General features: G+C 65.2%; 14 protein-coding genes. 3 read left to right on the plus strand and 11 right to left on the minus strand.

Annotated features, from left to right (window positions below; translation table 11 throughout):
• Positions 1–49: 49 nt before the first annotated feature.
• Positions 50–1,579 (minus strand): cutinase family protein, encoded by a 1,530-nt coding sequence (locus ACOQFP_RS06675; protein ID WP_421583834.1) that lies wholly within the window; start codon positions 1,577–1,579, stop codon positions 50–52.
• Positions 1,580–1,927: 348 nt separating this feature from the next.
• Here ACOQFP_RS06675 and ACOQFP_RS06680 point away from each other — a divergent pair, with 348 nt between their 5' ends.
• Positions 1,928–2,569, plus strand: a complete 642-nt coding sequence (locus ACOQFP_RS06680) for an FABP family protein (RefSeq protein ID WP_206488755.1) — start codon at positions 1,928–1,930, stop codon at positions 2,567–2,569.
• A 208-nt stretch (positions 2,570–2,777) separates the two neighbouring features.
• Here the strand turns inward: ACOQFP_RS06680 and cydC are convergent, their stop codons facing one another.
• From cydC to ACOQFP_RS06710, 6 genes are all read right to left on the minus strand, one after another.
• Entirely contained in the window at positions 2,778–4,388 is a 1,611-nt protein-coding gene (cydC, locus tag ACOQFP_RS06685) for a thiol reductant ABC exporter subunit CydC (protein ID WP_421583835.1), read from the minus strand.
• Positions 4,381–6,081 (minus strand): thiol reductant ABC exporter subunit CydD, encoded by a 1,701-nt coding sequence (cydD, locus tag ACOQFP_RS06690; protein ID WP_421583836.1) that lies wholly within the window; start codon positions 6,079–6,081, stop codon positions 4,381–4,383. The genes cydC and cydD overlap by 8 nt, the downstream gene beginning before the upstream one ends.
• A complete protein-coding gene (cydB, locus tag ACOQFP_RS06695; RefSeq protein ID WP_341243969.1) occupies positions 6,078–7,115 on the minus strand; it encodes a cytochrome d ubiquinol oxidase subunit II in 1,038 nt (345 codons plus the stop codon). Before cydB ends, cydD begins: the two co-directional genes overlap by 4 nt.
• 9 nt (positions 7,116–7,124) lie before the next feature.
• A complete protein-coding gene (locus ACOQFP_RS06700) occupies positions 7,125–8,582 on the minus strand; it encodes a cytochrome ubiquinol oxidase subunit I (protein ID WP_206487945.1) in 1,458 nt (485 codons plus the stop codon).
• A 131-nt stretch (positions 8,583–8,713) separates the two neighbouring features.
• Positions 8,714–9,580 carry an aminodeoxychorismate lyase gene (locus ACOQFP_RS06705; RefSeq protein WP_421583837.1) on the minus strand — a complete coding sequence of 289 codons (867 nt, stop codon included), beginning with the start codon at positions 9,578–9,580 and terminating at the stop codon, positions 8,714–8,716.
• Positions 9,581–9,614: 34 nt separating this feature from the next.
• Positions 9,615–10,913, minus strand: coding sequence for a dicarboxylate/amino acid:cation symporter (locus ACOQFP_RS06710; protein ID WP_421583838.1), 1,299 nt, complete (start codon positions 10,911–10,913; stop codon positions 9,615–9,617).
• A gap of 110 nt (positions 10,914–11,023) precedes the next feature.
• Here ACOQFP_RS06710 and ACOQFP_RS06715 point away from each other — a divergent pair, with 110 nt between their 5' ends.
• Positions 11,024–12,145, plus strand: a complete 1,122-nt coding sequence (locus ACOQFP_RS06715) for a YgfZ/GcvT domain-containing protein (protein WP_421583839.1) — start codon at positions 11,024–11,026, stop codon at positions 12,143–12,145.
• Between the two features lie 341 nt (positions 12,146–12,486).
• Complete coding sequence (locus ACOQFP_RS06720; RefSeq protein WP_082073787.1) at positions 12,487–12,681, plus strand: DUF3073 domain-containing protein; 195 nt, start codon at positions 12,487–12,489, stop codon at positions 12,679–12,681.
• An 88-nt stretch (positions 12,682–12,769) separates the two neighbouring features.
• Here the strand turns inward: ACOQFP_RS06720 and purM are convergent, their stop codons facing one another.
• The 4 genes from purM to ACOQFP_RS06740 all read right to left on the minus strand — a co-directional run bounded on the left by purM (position 12,770) and on the right by ACOQFP_RS06740 (position 17,576).
• Positions 12,770–13,870 carry a phosphoribosylformylglycinamidine cyclo-ligase gene (gene purM, locus ACOQFP_RS06725; RefSeq protein ID WP_206487937.1) on the minus strand — a complete coding sequence of 367 codons (1,101 nt, stop codon included), beginning with the start codon at positions 13,868–13,870 and terminating at the stop codon, positions 12,770–12,772.
• Positions 13,871–13,963: 93 nt separating this feature from the next.
• Positions 13,964–15,616, minus strand: a complete 1,653-nt coding sequence (locus tag ACOQFP_RS06730; RefSeq protein ID WP_421583840.1) for an ABC transporter ATP-binding protein — start codon at positions 15,614–15,616, stop codon at positions 13,964–13,966.
• A complete protein-coding gene (locus tag ACOQFP_RS06735) occupies positions 15,613–16,581 on the minus strand; it encodes an ABC transporter permease (RefSeq protein WP_421583841.1) in 969 nt (322 codons plus the stop codon). The genes ACOQFP_RS06730 and ACOQFP_RS06735 overlap by 4 nt, the downstream gene beginning before the upstream one ends.
• On the minus strand, positions 16,581–17,576 hold the full coding sequence (locus ACOQFP_RS06740) for an ABC transporter permease (RefSeq protein WP_206488754.1): 996 nt from the start codon (positions 17,574–17,576) through the stop codon (positions 16,581–16,583). Before ACOQFP_RS06740 ends, ACOQFP_RS06735 begins: the two co-directional genes overlap by 1 nt.
• Between the last annotated feature and the right edge of the window lie 69 nt (positions 17,577–17,645).

Below are 17,645 nucleotides of genomic sequence, written 5' to 3' on the forward strand. Positions count from 1 at the left end.
GAACCCCGCACCTGCGTAGGTGCGGGGTTCTTGTCTTGTAGGGCGGGAGTCAGTTGGTACCGGGTGCCTCGGGGGCGCGCTCGGGAACAGTCGAGTACTGCGGCGGGAACATCCCGGGCGGGAGCGGGATGCCTTGCGATTCGAGAAATGCACCGAGATCGCTCACCTGCGTGACCGTTCCCGGCTCCGGCAGCAGCCGGGGTTCGGGTGCAGGCTCGGGTGCCGGGGCCTGCGGCGTAGCTGTCTCGGGCGCGGGTGCAGCCTTCTTCTCACGTTCGGTGCGCGCGAGATCGGTCACCCAGGCAACGATCTTCTCGCTCTCCCAGTCGAATCCGTCGTTGGGATCGTTGTACCAGTACGACAGGTGCTGCAGGAATCCGATCAACAGGTACGGCCCGAGAACGATGTCGACGATGCCCTTGTTGTTCTCCACCAGCCCTTGCCCCTCGGCGCGCAGCTTGGCGTCGACGGTCTCGGCACCGGGCCCGAGAGCCCAGTTGAGGTCCTCGAGCAACTGATCGGGTGACAGTGCCGCGAGGGCGTCCTTGTCGTCGACCTGGTACTGCTGGTCGGATACCTTCACCAGCACCTGCAGCAGCGTCTCGTCCGATTCGAGCCAGGACTTGTTCGTCGCGATGTCCACGATGGCGCGTGCGGCGATCGTCGAGACCGTGCGAGCGAAGTCGGCAACCGTCTGAACCGGATCGAGCAGGGTGAACCGCATCTGTCCCAGCACCCCGAGCGCGAGCTGCAGTAGTTCGATCTTGTCCGGCGCGTCGCACGCCAGATCATAGGGACGACACGACCAGGTGACCTTGTCGGTCAGGGATCCGTAATCGCGAGGCGACTGGTCCATGAATCCGCCGTGCGACTCACCCGGCTCGTCCTCGAAGTTCGGCACCCCGGCCGGACGGTAGGGCGATCCGATCATCATCACCCCGGCGATGTCGTCCGCGGTGACCAACGCGTTCGGGTCGCCGTGGCCGATATCGACGGCCATCCGGTCCAGTACCTCGCCGCCGACGCTGTACCCGACGAGAACGAATTTCGTCCTGTCGCCGCACTTGGTCTTGTACTCCTCCATCAACCGGTTGGTCGAGGCGATGCCTTCGGCGATCGTTTGCTGATAGGTCGGCACGTCGTCGAGCACACCGACGCCGTACGTCGATGCATACGGAACATAGAGCCAACCGACGGTTCCTGGGCTGTCCGCGTTCATCTCGCCGACAGGAACTGTGACGTTTCCGACCCAGTTCGACGCCACTGTGGACGTTTCCTCGTTGAGGGGGTTTCGGTCCGCGTCCGAGTCCGTCGCACCGGACACGGCGAGCATCAACACGTCCGGGCAGTCTTGGGCATAGTTGTTGGGATCGATGTTCGGCCCCTGAGCGGACCCGGTGCCCGATCCCGTGTCCGCGGATCCCGTATCGGGGGCCGCGAGTGCGGCTGCGGGAGCTGCGAGAGCGAGCGTCAGCGTGACGAGCGCCGATTTGAACAGAACGGATCCGAACGGCGATGTCAGAGCCCGTGTACGACGCAGCATTGTTGCGGAGACCTCCCCAGCCTTCGATACAGTCACAGTGACAACGTCGGCTGTATCGCGGTCGAGGTGCCGACGCCCCCGGGAAGAAGGTACCTGTTCGCGACCGCATTGCCATTACTCACCTGTGATCGGGCGCACTATCGCCTCGTACAGGGCGTACTGTCACCAATGACACAGGCCGGATTCGGGCCGATGGTCTCAGCGGGAAACCACGCGGGTTAAACTCGCTCTCGTGGTCATCTTCTTCGAGGTATTGCTGGCGCTCGCGGCAATTGCCATCATCGCGTTCTCGCTGTACGTCGTCTACCGACTGGTCAACGACGAGTCGTGACGGATCCGGTCGCGGGGCAGCCCGGCGGTGCTGACGAGGGAGGCACCACTCCCATCACCAGTGGCGACGAGGCGATAGCGGCTGCCGAGCAGAAGTTCGCCGACGCGTCGGCGCGCAATATCCCGGTTCTGCCGGATATTCCGCACCCCGACGACACGGCCAACCTCAGACTCGGCCCCGATCTGCACCCGTCGATGCTGGCTCTGCTGCCTCTCGTCGGGGTGTGGCGCGGCCAGGGTGAGGGCCATGATCCCGAGTCCGGCACCGACTATCCCTTCGGTCAGCAGATCGTCATCACCCACGACGGGGGCAGCTATCTGAGCTGGGAGTCGCGCTCGTGGCGGCTCGACTCCGACGGAAACTATGCGCACCCCGATCTCCGCGAAACCGGCTTCTGGCGGGTGAGCGGCGGCCATGGCGTCAAGGGCTCGGACAACGAAGAGATCGTCGAGCTGCTGTTGACCCACAGCACCGGAGTCGTCGAGCTGTACTACGGGCACGCACTGACAAAGTCGTCCTGGGAACTCGCCACCGACGTCGTCATCCGTAGCACCTCCGGAGCGCTCGTGGGCGGTGCAAAGCGTCTCTACGGCATCGTCGAAGGTGGAGATCTCGCCTACGTGGAAGAACGTGTCATCGCCGACGGCCCGCTCGCACCGCGTCTGTCCGCGAGATTGTCTCGCTACATAGGCTGAGGCCCCCAATTTCTCATCGCAGGACTGTCACCGCATGCGAACGGCCCCCGAGCCATACCTGCTTTCAGGTCCCGACCGGACAGGTCGGGGGCTCGGGGGCCGGGTAGCTGCCTGGGATTCGCCGTGCCGCTCGCGCGGTCTTCGCAGGAATCCGTCAGCGATAGCGGCTAGCTGACAGCCACCTCACGCGTCCTAGAGTTCTTCAACTTCAGACCACCTCCTCTCTCGTGTACTTGTCAACGTACGCCCGAGATTCCGAGTCGGCAAAGGGTTTTTTCGCGTCGTCTCGGCCCAGATCGATCACCTGGTCGGCGTCGGTGTCCTCGGGCAGCTGGTGGGTGACGACCACCACGATTCGATCCGCACCGAACAGGCCGCCGTTCGTGGTGAGCAGCTCTCGCAGAATCGTCTCACCGGAGACTCGATCGAGGTGCTCGGTCGGCTCATCGAGCAGCACGATCGGCGCGGTACTGAGCAGGGCCCGGGCAAGCAGCAGCCTGCGCCGCTCGCCGCCGGACACCGCCTGCGCGCCGCCGACCAAGGTGGTGTGGACGCCGAGCGGCAACGCGTCGAGCCACCGGCCGAGGCCCACACGCTGCAGTGCCTGGATTGCCTGCTGCTCGTCGACATCGCCGCGCACCACTCTCAGATTCTCCAGAATCGAGGTGTCGAACAGATGCGCGTCCTCGGCGAACAGCGCTGCATCGGAACCGAATTCGCGAGCAAGTGCACGCAGCATCGTCGTCTTCCCCGATCCGCTCGGCCCGATGAGTGCGCTACGTGTATGTGCCCGCACGTCCAATGCTCGGACGCAGTGCCCACCGATCGACCCGTCGAGATCGACCCGCACGTGCGGCGAGGCAGCATCGAGCATGGCCATCACCCGGGTCGCCGCGATGCGCCCACGCATCAAGGCAATGGCGGCACCGGGCAGTGCCGCCGTCGCCTCGAAGGCAGCCAACGGAACCAGCACGATGATCGCCAGCGCCATCGGTGTCATTGCTCCTGCGGTGCCTCCGGCAGGTCCGTATAGCCCGATGCCCACGAGCAGCGAACCGATCACCGACGCTCCGATCGACAGCGGCAACGCGGCATCGGCCAGCGCCGACGGTCGGGCCGCACGGTCCCGGGCGGTCACCGAATCCTCGGCAGCACGTCGGGCCTGGACGAGTGCGTCGTCGAGTCGACCGGCAACACGCAGTTCCGGGGCGTGATCGAGTGCGCGGACAGCAGCCTCGGCGAACCGCGCATCCGCGTCGGCTCCGGCCTGTTCGGCAATCCGTGCCGACCGCGCCGCCAGCATCGGTGCGCCCACCCCGGCAATCAGCAACGACACCGCCAGGATCGACGCGGCCGCGGGCGCGATACCTGCGATCAGGCCAACGGCTGCGAGCATCATCACGACACTGACGCAGATCGGGACGATCGCGCGAACGACGACGTCGCCGAGCACGTCGACGTCCGCCCCGGTGCGAGCGAGGACGTCACCGCGCCGCAGAGCGAGTGCACCGTCTCCGCTCGCCAACTGTTCGTAGATCCTCGTACGCGCTGCCGTCGTGCCACGCAGCGCAGCGTCGTGCGTTGTCAATCGTTCGAGGTAGCGAAACACGCCGCGGGAGATACCCAGCGCTCGCACGGCCACCACTGCCACGGTCAGGTCCATCACCGGCGGCATCTGCCAGGCTCGGGTGATCAACCACGCCGACAGTGCGGCCAGAGCCAGTGCGCTGCCGAGGGTTGCCACGCCGGCCGCCACCGCCGACGCGATCCGTCGCGGCGAGAGCTCCAACAGGGCCAATGCCCGGCGCAGATCAGACATGATCGAGCTCCGCCGACATCGGCGCAGTTCCGAACACCTCGACGATGCGGTCACCTGCGTGCAGCACCGAACGCCGGTGCCCGACCATGACAACGGTGACGCCTCGGTCTGCGGCCCCGCGAACGGCCTGCAGCACTGTCTTCTCACTCGCCGAATCCAGATGTGCGGTCGGCTCGTCGAGCAGCATCACAGAGGCGTTCGAGACGAAGGTTCGGGTCAGCGCCAGACGCTGCAGCTCGCCGAGAGACAGGCCAACTCCGCCCTGTCCCACGCGGGTGTCCCATCCCAGCGGATGGTCCCGGAGAACTGAGTCGAATCCAGCGGCCCGGCAGGCTGCGACCAACGCGTCGGCGTCGGGTACCCCGTGCAGTGTCACGTTCTCGTAGAGAGTGCCAGGGATCAGTACCGGCCGCTGCGGGAGCCAGGCGACCTGCGCCCACCACTGTTCGAGGTCGAGATCGGCCACCGGCACTCCCCCGATGCGCACACCCCCTTCCGAGGGGGTCGTCAATCCCAGAATGGCATGCAGTGCTGTCGATTTACCCGAGCCGTTCGTTCCGGTCAGAACCGTGACGGTGCCCGCTCGGCAGCGGGCAGTCAGCCCCGCCGGAGCGGCCCCGTCCCGACTCGCGACGGTGAGCGCGTCGAGTTCTATATCCGCGGACGAGGCGTCGACGGTTCGGCCGTGGCTCGGCGCTACTGTGCGCCGGTCCAGCACCGAGAACGCTCGGTCTGCGGCCTCGACACCGTCCTGCGCCGCGTGGAACTGGGTGCCGACGGCTCGCAGCGGCAGGTACACCTCGGGGGCGAGGATCAACGCGATGATTCCTGCTTCGAGCGTCATCTCCCCGAACACCAGCCGCAGCCCGATCGCAACGGCGACCAGTGCTACACACAGGGTGGCGAGCAGTTCGAGCACCATCGACGAGAGAAAGGCGACCTTCAACGCGCGCATGGTCGTTCGTCGGTGGGCCTCGCCCAGTGCGCGGATGCGTGTGGCGGGTCCTCGTTCGCGGCCCAGTGCGCGCAGGGTCGGCAGGCCGGCCAGGAGATCGAGCAGCTGCGCGGAAAGTCGGGTCATCGTGGTGAGCGTCGCCTTCGCTCGGCCCTGAGTGAGCAACCCGATCAGGATCATGAAGATCGGGATGAGCGGCAGCGTCACCGCGATGATGACCGCCGATGTCACGTCCTGGGTGACGATGACGACCAGCACCAACGGGGTGACGGTGACGGCCAGCACGAGCGCAGGCAGATACCCGGTCAGGTACGCCCGGAGGCCGCCGATGGCGCGGGTGACCACGACGTTGAGCTCCTCGCGTTCGGCGTCGAGCTCGCGTGGTTCGAAACGAGATGCCGCCGTGAGGACTTCGACCTCCAGCTCGGCCACGACGCGTGACGCCGACCGATGCGCATACCTCGACTGGGCCCCGGCCGCGAGCACGCGAATCACGGTGACCCCTACCAACACCGCCCATTCCGTCGTCCAGGCGGACAGTGTCCTGGCCGAGGGGTCGGTGATCACTCCCGCCAGGACGCGTCCGATCGCCAGTGCACCGATGATGATGCACGCGGTGACGACGATGGACAACGCCACCGTGACGATCAGGTAGCCACGGGCGGAGCGAGAGTACTTCCACAGCCGAGGATCGATCGGCCCCTTCGCCCGCGTGCGCGGCGCAGCGGGGGCGGTCACGATTTCACCGTCAGTCCGATCGAGTCGGGAATCTGGGCGCTCGAGATACGTTGCCGGAACACCCAGTACGTCCAGGCCTGGTAGCCGATGACCACGGGAGCCGCCAGCGCCGCAGCCCAGGTCATCACCTTCAAGGTGTACGCACTGGAGGAGGCGTTCGCGATGGTGAGGTCGAAGGCGGCGTCCGTCGTGGACGGCATCACGTTGGGGAACAGCGATGCGAACAACAGCACCACGACAGCGACGACGGCAATGCTGGTGAACACGAATGCCCAGCCCTCGCGCACCTTCGCGGTGAGTGCGACCACGAGGAGCAGGGCGACCGCAGCCACGGCGACCAGGGCCCACGTCCAGGTCTTCCCGTACGCGAGTTGCGTCCACAGCGCAAAGGCTCCACCGACGAGAACTGCCGGAATCGACAGTCGCGCTGCGATCTTCACCGAGTCCTCGTGCACATCGCCCGCGGTCTTGAGCGCGATGAACACTGCGCCGTGCAGTGCGAACACCAACGCCATGGTGGCTCCGCCGAGCAGCGCATAGGGATTGAGCAGGTCGAGCAACCCCGCGGTGACCTTCTTGTTCTCGTCGATGGCGACACCGCGCACGATATTGGCGAATGCGACCCCCCACAGCACGGCGGGAACCCACGAGCCGATGCCGATGCCGAGATCGCAGCGTCGACGCCACACCGGATCGTCGATCTTTCCGCGCCATTCGATGGCACAGATGCGCAGGATCAGCGCCACCAGGATGAGCAGCAGCGGCAGGTAGAAGCCCGAGAACAACGTGGCGTACCACTCGGGGAAGGCCGCGAACAGCGCCCCGCCCGCGGTGATGAGCCATACCTCGTTGCCGTCCCAGACGGGTCCGATCGTGTTCAGGACGGTCCGCCTGCGCCTCTCCCCCGTCGCCGCATCGGGGTGCCTGCCCAGGATGGGCATGAGCATCCCGACACCGAAGTCGAAGCCTTCGAGCACGAAATAGCCCACGAAGAAGAACGCGATGGCGAGGAACCAGAATTCGGGCAATGACATGACTATCCCCTAGTAGGCGAACGAGAGTTGTTTGGGCTCATCGTCTTCCGATTCCGGCGGGTCGACGTGCGGATGCGCGTCGTGTTCGAGAGGTCCTTCGACCACATAGCGTCGGATCAGATAGAACCAGACACCGCCGAGTGCGGCGTAGAGCAGCGTGAACGTCACCAGCGAGGCGACCACGAGGCCGACGGGATGGTCCGACACGCCCTGATCGACGGTGAGCCGGATCTGATCGACTCCCGAGAGGTTCGGTGCGACAACCCAAGGCTGCCTGCCCATTTCGGTGAAGATCCAGCCCGCACTGTTGGCCAGGAATGGCGTCGGAATAGCCAGGATCGACAACCACGAGAACCATTTCTGGTCGGGGACCCGACCGCCTCGGGTGACCCACAGACCTGCGATGGCGAGCAACGCAGACCCTGCGGCCAGTCCGATCATCATCCGGAAGGCCCAGTAGGTGACGAACAGATTCGGTTTGTAGTTGCCCGGGCCGAATCGCTGTTCGTACTGATCCTGCAGCTGGTTGACCCCTTGCACGGTGGCACCGAAGTCGTTCTCCGCCAGGAACGAGGTGAGTCCGGGAATCGAGATGAGGTGGACCACCGATTCGCAGTTGTTGTGCGTCCCGACGGTCAGCAGTGAGAAGCTGGCACCGGTCTCCGTGTCGCACAACGATTCTGCGGAGGCCATCTTCATCGGCTGCTGCTCGAACATGAGCTTGCCCTGCACGTCGCCGGTGAGGGCGAGTGCGCCGCCCGCGACGATCATGACGACGAAGGACATCCGCGCTGCCGATCTGAACATCGGGAGCGAGTCGGAGTTGCGTGTGCGACGAGCTTCGCGGACCATCCACCAGCCGGAGACTCCGGCGACGAAGGTCCCGGCGGTGAGGAATGCCCCGGAGACGGCATGCGGGAAGGCCGCCAACGCAGTGTTGTTGGTGAGCAGTGCCCAGATGTCGGTCAGTTCGGCTCGGCCGGTCTCCTCGTTGTAGATCGCGCCGACGGGATGTTGCATCCAGGAGTTGGCCGCGATGATGAAGTACGCCGAGGCGTTGACGCCGATGGCGACGAGCCAGATGGTGGCCAGGTGAACGAGTTTGGGGAGCCTGCTCCACCCGAAGATCCACAGGCCGAGGAAGGTGGACTCGAGGAAGAACGCCAGCAGACCTTCGAGCGCGAGGGGAGCGCCGAACACGTCGCCGACGAACCGCGAGTACTCACTCCAGTTCATTCCGAACTGGAACTCCTGCACGATCCCGGTCGCGACGCCGAGGGCGAAGTTGATGAGGAAGAGCTTGCCGAAGAACTTGGTGAGTCGGTACCAGGAGTCCTTGCCGGTGATCACCCACATGGTCTGCATGGCGGCCACCATCGGCGCGAGGCCGATGGTGAGAGGTACGAGAATGAAGTGGTAGACGGTGGTGATACCGAACTGCCACCGCGAGACATCCAACGCGTCCATCAGTACTCCGAACTCTTCCGCCCGTGCTGTGACGGGAAACACCGCAGGTCAGGGCATTGGCCCTCGACGAATTCGACAGTACTACTACAAGTAGTAGTAGGGAAGAGTCTTTCGGCAGGGTCGTTGGTCCCCTACCGAGTTTCGACCGTCTCCACGGCCGCATCGACCATCGCTCGAACCTCGTCGGCAAGACCTCGCGTGCCGAGAGCGACGCCGTTCATCGCCGTGACCCGAGCCGCGAGGGTGACGCTCGAGACGAGCCAGACACCATCTGCCGCAACGAGATCCGCCGGATACAGGTGGCCGCGTTCACACGTCCAACCAGAGGACTCGGCCACCGAGAACAATCCTGCGACCGTGGTGCCGGCCAGAATGCCCTGTTCGGCCGATGGTGTGACGAGAGTCTTACCGCGCGCGAGCACCACCGTCGAGCGAGGACCTTCGAGCACACGCCCCTCGCTACTGAGATAGATCACGTCGTCGGCACCCTGGGCTGCGGCATGACGCAGCGCGGCCATATTGGTCGCATACGACAACGTCTTGGCCCCGGCGAGCTGCCACGGCGCACCCGAGGAGAAGTCCACCGAATACCCTCGATCGAGGGTGATCACGGACACCCCGTTCGTGCGGGCGGCGCGCACCCGTGCGGGCAAGGGCCCCACCGTCACGTACGCCGTCGGGCCGCCGCCGCCCTCGCGTCCTCGGCTGAGTACCAATCTGAGCACCGCCTCGTCCTCGGACTGTCGCGCCCACAGACCGACGGACCGTTCGACGACGGTGCGCCACTGCTCGAGATCGGGCGCGGGCAGGTCCAGTGCCGTCGCGGACGCTGCCAGCCGGGCCAGATGCAACTCGACTGCACAGGCCGCGCCGCCGCGCACGAGCAGCGTCTCGAACACCCCGTCGCCGCGCACCACAGCCAGATCGTCGGCGAACAGCAACGGCCGATTCGCGTCGTGCACTCGGCCGTCCAACGTCACCACTACCGACTCCGACATGAACGTCACACTAGAGGGCAGCGGACGCGATCGATCAATCCGCTCGGTCGGCCACTGCCATCGCGGCGGCGTGCTCATCGAGGTCGAGATCCTCGGCGACGACGACCTTGGTGCCGTTGTAGACCTCGCGGTCGATCTCGCCGTCGGGCTCGGCGACGAGCATCGCGACGAACGTGTCTCCGTTCACGTTGAGGAAGGTACGGAAGATCCCGGCGAACCAGTCCACCGCGATCAGCAGGCCGACGGCCGCGAAGGGAAGGTCCAGCGAGGTCGCGAGGAACATCGCGACGACGGGGAATCCGCCGGGCACGGTGATGGTGCCCATGTTGAGCAGCACCGCCAGGCCCATGCCCAGCACGATCTGTCCGAGGCTCAGATCGATGTTGCCCGCCTGCGCGAGGAACATCACCACGATCATGTAGTTGAGAACGGCACCGTACGAGCCCATCGTCAGCCCGATCGACAGCGTGAAGTTGGCGACCTTCTGACTGACGCCGACCTTCTCGACGGTGTTGCGCAGCACCGTGGGGAACGTGACGGCCGAGCTCGTGGTCGTCACCGCGACCGCCGTCTGTTCGGTGAGTTTGCTCGGCAGCTTCCACGGGCTCAATCGAGTCCGCATCGTCACGACCACGACGAAGAGCGCGAACAGAATCAAGACCCCGAGCAGTGTCGTACCGAGGTAGCTCAGCGCGGTGGACACCACGGAGAAGCCGACATCACCGGCGAGTGCGGCGAGCAGGCAGAACACACCGACCGGGGCGATGACCATGACGAGGCGGATCATCGTCAGGACGATCTGCTGAATCTGGTCCATGAACGAGAGCACCTGGGTGTTGCCGGTCTTGGTGATGTGACTGCGCAGCGCGATGCCGAAGAGCAACGAGAAGACGATGATCGGCACCATCGTCGCCGTCGACATGGCGTCGAAGACGTTGGTGCTGACGAAGTTGAGCAGCGTGTCCTGCCAGCCGAGTGTCTCATTCGCCGATTCCTCCAGCGAGGGATCGAGCTGCTGGGTGAACACCATGCCCGCGCCCGGCCTGATGATGCTGCTCAGCACCCAGGCCAGTACTGCCGCGACGACCGAGAACCCGATCATCCATTTGAAGGTGCGGAAGGCGATCTTCCCTGTTCCCGCCCCGGCCATCGATCCGGTGGCGACGATCACCGAGGCCATCACCAGCGGCACGATCGACATCTGGATCAGTCTGATGAACAGATCGCCGATGAACTTCAGGTTTGCGGCCCACTCGCCGACCACCAGCCCGAATACGATGCCGCCGATCGCGGCGAGGCCGATCTGCGCGGCCGGATGCGCCAGTTTCTTCATGGGTCGACACGCTAGGTCCGTGTGTTCGCGCCGCTGTGTCGTCGCCGTTTCGGGGGTGTAACGCGACCGGTCACCGAGTTGCCGCGCCGACGGGCTCCTAGTATGGAGATGTGTCCGACACAGTCACGATCAGCCCGAGCCCACTTCTGACACTCCCCGGCGCAGTGCCCTCCCCCGACGACACCGTCGATGCCGGGGTGGCCTGGCACTACGGTAATCCGTTCGCCGAGCAACGCGATGCGGTCAGCGGTGCTGCTGTCATCGATCGATCCCACCGTTTCGTGCTGGCCATCAGCGGAGACGAACGCCTGAGTTGGTTGAACACGATTTCGAGCCAACTCGTCTCGGATCTGCCCGACCGCAGCTCGGCGGAGAATTTGAGTCTGGACGTCAACGGCCGCATCGAGCATCACTTCGTCCAGACCGATCTGGCCGGCGTCACGTACATCGACACCGAGCGCGCGGCCGGACCGGATCTGCTCTCGTTCCTGCAGAAGATGGTGTTCTGGGCCAAGGCCGAACCCCGTCAGGCGGACGAACTCGCCGTTCTCACCGTCCTCGGTTCCGACGCGGCGGCGGTGCTCGCGAAGGCCGGGCTGCCGGTTCCGGGCGAGATCTACGGTGCGTCGCCGGTCGATGGCGGCGGTTTCGTTCGACGGATGCCCTGGCCGGGCAAGAACTCGTACGACGTGGTGATTCCCCGCGCGAACTCGAGCCACTGGTTCCTGCACCTGCGCGACTCCGGGGCCACCCCGGCCGGAACCTGGGCGTTCGATGCGTTGCGGGTGGAATCGTTGCGTCCGCGCGTGGGCGTGGACACCGACGAGAAGACCATTCCGCACGAAGTTCGCTGGATCGGCAGCGCCGCCGAGTTCGGCGCTGTCCATCTGGAGAAGGGCTGCTACCGCGGCCAGGAGACGGTCTCCCGCGTACACAATCTGGGCCGCCCGCCCCGGCACCTGGTGCTGCTGCATCTGGACGGTTCTGCCGACGGCCGTCCCAGCACCGGGGATCCGGTGACCGCAGGCGGACGCTCGGTGGGTCGGCTGGGCACCGTGATCGATCACTTCGAGCTGGGCCCGATCGCGTTGGCTCTGCTCAAGCGGACCGTTCCGGCCGACACCGCCCTCGAGGCCGGTCCGTGTGCCGCGTCGATCGATCCTGATTCGATCCCGTCGTACGACGACGTCCAGGCCGGTCGCGCTGCGGTGGACCGCCTGCGCGGCCGATGAGCGGGGACAGTTGTCGCCGGGTGCGTCGGTGTACGGCACCTTCGATGGGCCGCGAGGCGGCAGCGGCACATCGAATCCCGACGGAGACCATGACGCGCAGCACGTAGATTTTCGTGTCGCGGCACAAAAATAGTTTGCTTGTGCACGGAAATGCGCAGGTACAGGCGGCGCAGGCCCCAACTCCGGGCGTGTCGAGTGGGCGTGCCCGCCGCCAACACGTGGCGCCGTCTGCGCATCGCGGCGATTCGCGCGCTAGAGTGTGTGCCAGGAAGAAATACCAACTCTAACGGGGCCGCCAAATTTCCCCAGGCCGCCCCGCAAGTCCGCGAGGGGGCACCGCCATGGGCCGAGGTAGGGCTAAGGCAAAGCAGACAAAAGTCGCTCGTGAGCTCAAGTACAGCTCGCCGACAACGGACTTGGAGAGTCTGCAGAGAGAACTCTCCGGTGGTTCGTCCAACTCCCATCGTGGCATCCACTCTGACTCGGACGTGCATTCCCGAGTCGAGGAAGACGAGTACGAGGACTGGCGACGCTAGTTTTGTGCACTGAACGACTGAGGGGGAGCCGCTGAGCGGCTCCCCCTCACTTGTTCGTCCGGTGCTCGGACGATCGGCACCTTGCCGATCAGAACCTCGGGTGGTTGCCCAGCATCAGTGCACGCTCGTCGGCCACGTCCTTGGCGGTGGCCTTCTTCACCGTGCCCAGGGTCCAGCACTCGATGTGCCGTGCCGTCAGCACGGCCAGCGCACGATCGACGTCCTCGGGTGCCACGATCGCGACCATGCCGACGCCCATGTTGAACGTCTGCTCCATTTCGGCGCGCTCGACGCGTCCGCGCTGCGCGATCAGCGAGAAGATCGGGGCCGGGCTCCACGTGGTGCGGTCCAGTTCGGCTACCAACCCTTCCGGCATGACCCGGGAGAGGTTGTTGGCCAGTCCCCCGCCCGTGACGTGGCAGAACGTGCGCACATCGGTCTCGGCGGCGAGGGCGAGGCAATCCTTGGCGTAGATCTTGGTGGGTTCGAGCAGTTCCTCACCGAGGGTGCGGCCGAATTCCTCGACGTGTCCACCGAGATCCATGTGGTTGATCTCGAGCAGCACCTTGCGAGCGAGGGAGTAGCCATTGGAGTGCAGGCCGGACGATCCCATGCCGATGACGACGTCGCCGGGACGCACCCGCTCGGGGCCGAGGATCGAATCGGCCTCGACGACACCGATGCCGGTGGCCGAGAGATCGTAGTCGCCGTCGGCCATCAGTCCCGGGTGCTCGGCAGTCTCGCCGCCGAGCAGCGCGCAGCCGGCGATGACGCAGCCTTCCGCTATCCCCTTGACCAGTTCGGCAACCTGCTCGGGAACCACCCGACCCACAGCGATGTAGTCCTGCAGGAACAGTGGCTCGGCTCCGCAGACCACGAGATCGTCGACGACCATCGCCACCAGGTCGAGGCCGAGGGTGTCGTGCTTGCCGAGGGCCTGTGCCACCGCGACCTTGGTGCCGACGCCGTCGGTGGACGCGGCCAGGACGGGCTCGCGGTAGTCGCCCTTGAGCGCGAAGAGACCGGCGAAACCACCGAGACCGCCCATGACCTCGGGCCTGCTGGCCTTCTTGGCGAGCGGCGCGAACAGCTGCACTGCTCGATCTCCTGCGGCGATGTCGACCCCGGCCGCCGCATAGGAGGCACCGCCCGAGTGAGTTGCGCTCGTGGGTTGGGATTCCTCGGTCATTCGGCTCCAGCCTGTGTACTCGTTCATGTCAGCGCCCGTTTCAGGCGCAGATAGCGCCCTAACGGTACCGGAGTGCCCGGTGACGAGAAGAATTCACGTGTGCAGGCGCTTGCCCGGAATCGCCGCCAACAACTTCTTGGTGTAGTCCGCTTCCGGGGATCGCAGAATCTTCCACGGGGTTCCCACCTCGACGACTCCCCCGTCACGGAGCACCACCACGCGGTGCGCGACGCGATCGACCACCGCGAGATCGTGACTGATGAACAGGCACGCGAACCCGAATTCCTGTTGCAAGTCCTCGAACAGGTCCAGGACGGCTGCCTGGACCGATACGTCGAGTGCACTGGTCGGCTCGTCTGCGACCACCAGATCCGGGCCCAACACCAGTGCGCGCGCCAGGCTGACCCGTTGCCGCTGACCACCGGACAACTCGTGTGGGTAGCGCTTGTCGGTGCCGGACGGCAGTTGGACGGCGTCGAGCAGTTCGGTCGTCCTGGCCGCGATCGCATCCGCGGAGCCGTACTTGTGCACGATCATCGGCTCGGCAATGCACTGTCCGACGGTCAGCCGGGGGTTCAACGACGCCGACGGGTCCTGGAAGACGAAACCGAATCGCTTGCGCAACGGCTTGAGCTTGCGTTCGCTCATGCCGGCAATGTTGCGTCCCATCACCGTCACGGTTCCATCGGTCGGCTTCTGCAGTGCGGCCACACATCGGCCGATCGTCGACTTGCCCGAGCCGGATTCGCCCACCAGCCCGAGGGTTTCCCCGCGGTGGATGGTCAGCGAGACATCGTCGACCGCGCGGAACGCCGGTGAGCCGACACCGCCGGAGAACTGCACCACCAGATGCGAGACGTCGAGTACCGGCTCGCCCGAGGTGTCGACGGTCTTGTCGGACTCCACCGCGGCGAGAGTAGGCACGGCGGCGAGCAACTTCTTGGTGTAATCGTCGGCTGGTGCGTCGAACAGTTGCGCCACCGGGGCTTCCTCCACGACGCGGCCGTTCTGCATCACGACGACGCGGTCCGCCAGATCGGACACCACACCCATGCTGTGGGTGATGAGCACGATGGCGCAGCCCAGCCGATCCTTGAGATCGCGTAGCAGTTCGAGGATTTCGGCCTGCACAGTGACGTCGAGTGCTGTGGTCGGCTCGTCGGCGATGATGACCTTCGCCTCGCACGAGATGGCGATGGCGATCATGACGCGTTGCTTCTGGCCACCCGACAGTTCGTGCGGGTAGTACGAAAAGCGTTGCTCGGGGCTGGGCAATCCCACCATCGTCAACAACTCGACGGCACGTGCCTTCGCGTCCTTGCTGGTCATCCGCTTTCCGTCGCTGCCCGGATGCGCCCGCAACGCTTCGACGATCTGATACCCGATGGTGAACAACGGGTCGAGGGCGCTACCCGGTTCCTGGAACACCATCGAGATCTTGTTGCCGCGCATCTGCGCCCAGGCCTTGCTGCTCAGCGTTGTCACGTCCTGCCCGCCGAGTATCACGTGCCCTTCGACGCGGGCCGTGTCGGGCAGCAGCCCGATGGCCGAACGGACGCTGACCGATTTACCCGATCCGGATTCGCCCACCACCGCGAGCACCTCGCCCGGGTACACCTCGAACGAGACCTCGGAGACGGCATCGACCTCACCCGCGTCGGTGAGGAACGTGACGGACAGCTTCTTCACCGACAGAGCGGACTCCTCGGGTGCGTTCTCGTGCGAGGCAGCGACGCTCGTGGTCATACCTTCACCGCCTTCTTGAACTTCTTGCGGGTGCGCAGCAGCGGATTGAGTGTCTCGCTTGCACTTTCACCGACCATGGTCAGACCGAGCACCACCAGTACGATGCCCAGGCCCGGGAACACCGACGTCCACCAGATGCCGTTGGAGATATCGGGCAGGGCCTTGTTGATGTCGTATCCCCATTCCGAGGCCGAGGTCGGTTCGATACCGAAGCCGAGGAAACCGAGTCCGGCCAGCGTGAGAATGGCCTCTGCACCGTTGAGGGTGATGATGACCGGCAGCGTCTGCACCACGTTGGCGAGGATGTGGCGGAACAGTATTCGAGGAGTGCCTGCCCCGGTCACCCGGGCGGCGTCGACGTACGGTTCGGTCTTGACCGCAACCGTGGCGTTGCGTACGACACGGAAGTACTGCGGGACGAAGATCGCCGTGATGGCAATGGCCGCGGATGCGATACCGCCGAAGCTCGACGACTGTCCGCCCGCGACGACGATCGAGATGACCACCGCGAGAAGCAGAGACGGAAACGCGTACATCGCGTCCATGAAGAGCACCAACACTCTGTCGAACCAGCGGCCGATATAACCCGAGGCCAACCCGAGTGGGACACCGATGATCAGCGAGAGCAGCAAGGAGGACGCGATCACCATCAATGCTGTTCTCGCGCCGTAGATCACGCGTGAGAACACGTCCTCGCCGCGAACCGATGTGCCGAACCAGTGTTCGGCGGACGGAGCCGCCTGCCGTGCGAAAGCCTGCCCGGCATCGCTGGTCTGGGAGAACCCGTACGGTGCGAGCAGCGGAGCGAACACCGCCGCGATCACGAAAATCACCATCAGGGCCAGGCCGACGAGCAGCGTGACGCGCTGCAACCCGGAGGTGGACTTGACGAACGCGACGCCGGGAAATCCTCGACGATGCGGACGGGCGGCAGGTTCTTCCGACAGCACTACTTCGGTGGTCATCAGAACCTCACTCTCGGGTCGATGAGGGCGACGATCGCGTCGGTGAAGAAGCTCACCACTGCAACCACCACGGCCAGGAACGTCACGATGCCCTGCACCGCAACGAAATCGCGGGCCTGCAGGTAACGGGCGAGTTCGTATCCCAACCCCTGCCACTCGAAGGTCGTCTCGGTGAGGACCGCACCTCCCAGTAGTACGGCTATCTGCAGGCCGATGACGGTGACGATGGGAATCATCGCGTTGCGGAACGCATGGCGGCGCGTCACGGTGCCGTCGCCGAGTCCGCGAGCACGTGCAGCATCGACGAACGGTGCCTGCAACGTCTGAATCAGGTTGACGCGCACCAGCCTCAGGAAGACCCCGGCCGTGAGCAGGCCGAGCGCCAGAGCGGGTAACACGGCGTGTTCGAGTACATCGATGGTGTAGCCGGTGTCCCCGTAGAGGAAGGAATCGACTATCAGAATGTTGGTCTTGGGCGAGACGTTCTGCAGTGCCAGTTCGACATTGGTGCTGGCTCGCCCGGCGACGGGCAACCAGCCGAGCTTGACCGCGAACAGCAACTTGAGCAGCATGCCGACGAAGAACACCGGGGCGGCGTACGCCAGGATCGCGAAGATCCGCAGCGAGGCGTCTCCGAATCGATCGCGATGGGTCGCGGCGAAGAAGCCGAGCGGGATGCCGACCGCGAAGGCGACCAGCAAGGCCCAGAAGGCCAGCTCCAACGTGGCGGCCCCGTTGACGAGCAATACATCGCTGATCGCTCGGTTGTCGGTGGCGGACCGGCCGAAGTCGCCGCGCAGCAAACCGGTCAGGTACTCCCAGTACTGGGTCAGAATCGGCCGATCGTAGCCGGCCTCTGCCTTGCGCTGGGCAATCTGTTCGGCGGGCAAACGGCCGCCGAGAGCGGCGGTGATCGGATCACCGATCACCCGCATGAGAAAGAAGACGACGGTGACGAGAATCCAAGCAGTCGGGATGATCAGCAGAAACCTGATTCCGAGATAGCGGGCGAGCGCGCCGTATCGGGACGGCGCGCTCGCCTGCTGTGCGTGCTTCTCGCCCGC

This window comes from Rhodococcus sp. MALMAid1271, assembly GCF_049195265.1.
Taxonomy (GTDB): Bacteria; Actinomycetota; Actinomycetes; order Mycobacteriales; family Mycobacteriaceae; genus Rhodococcoides.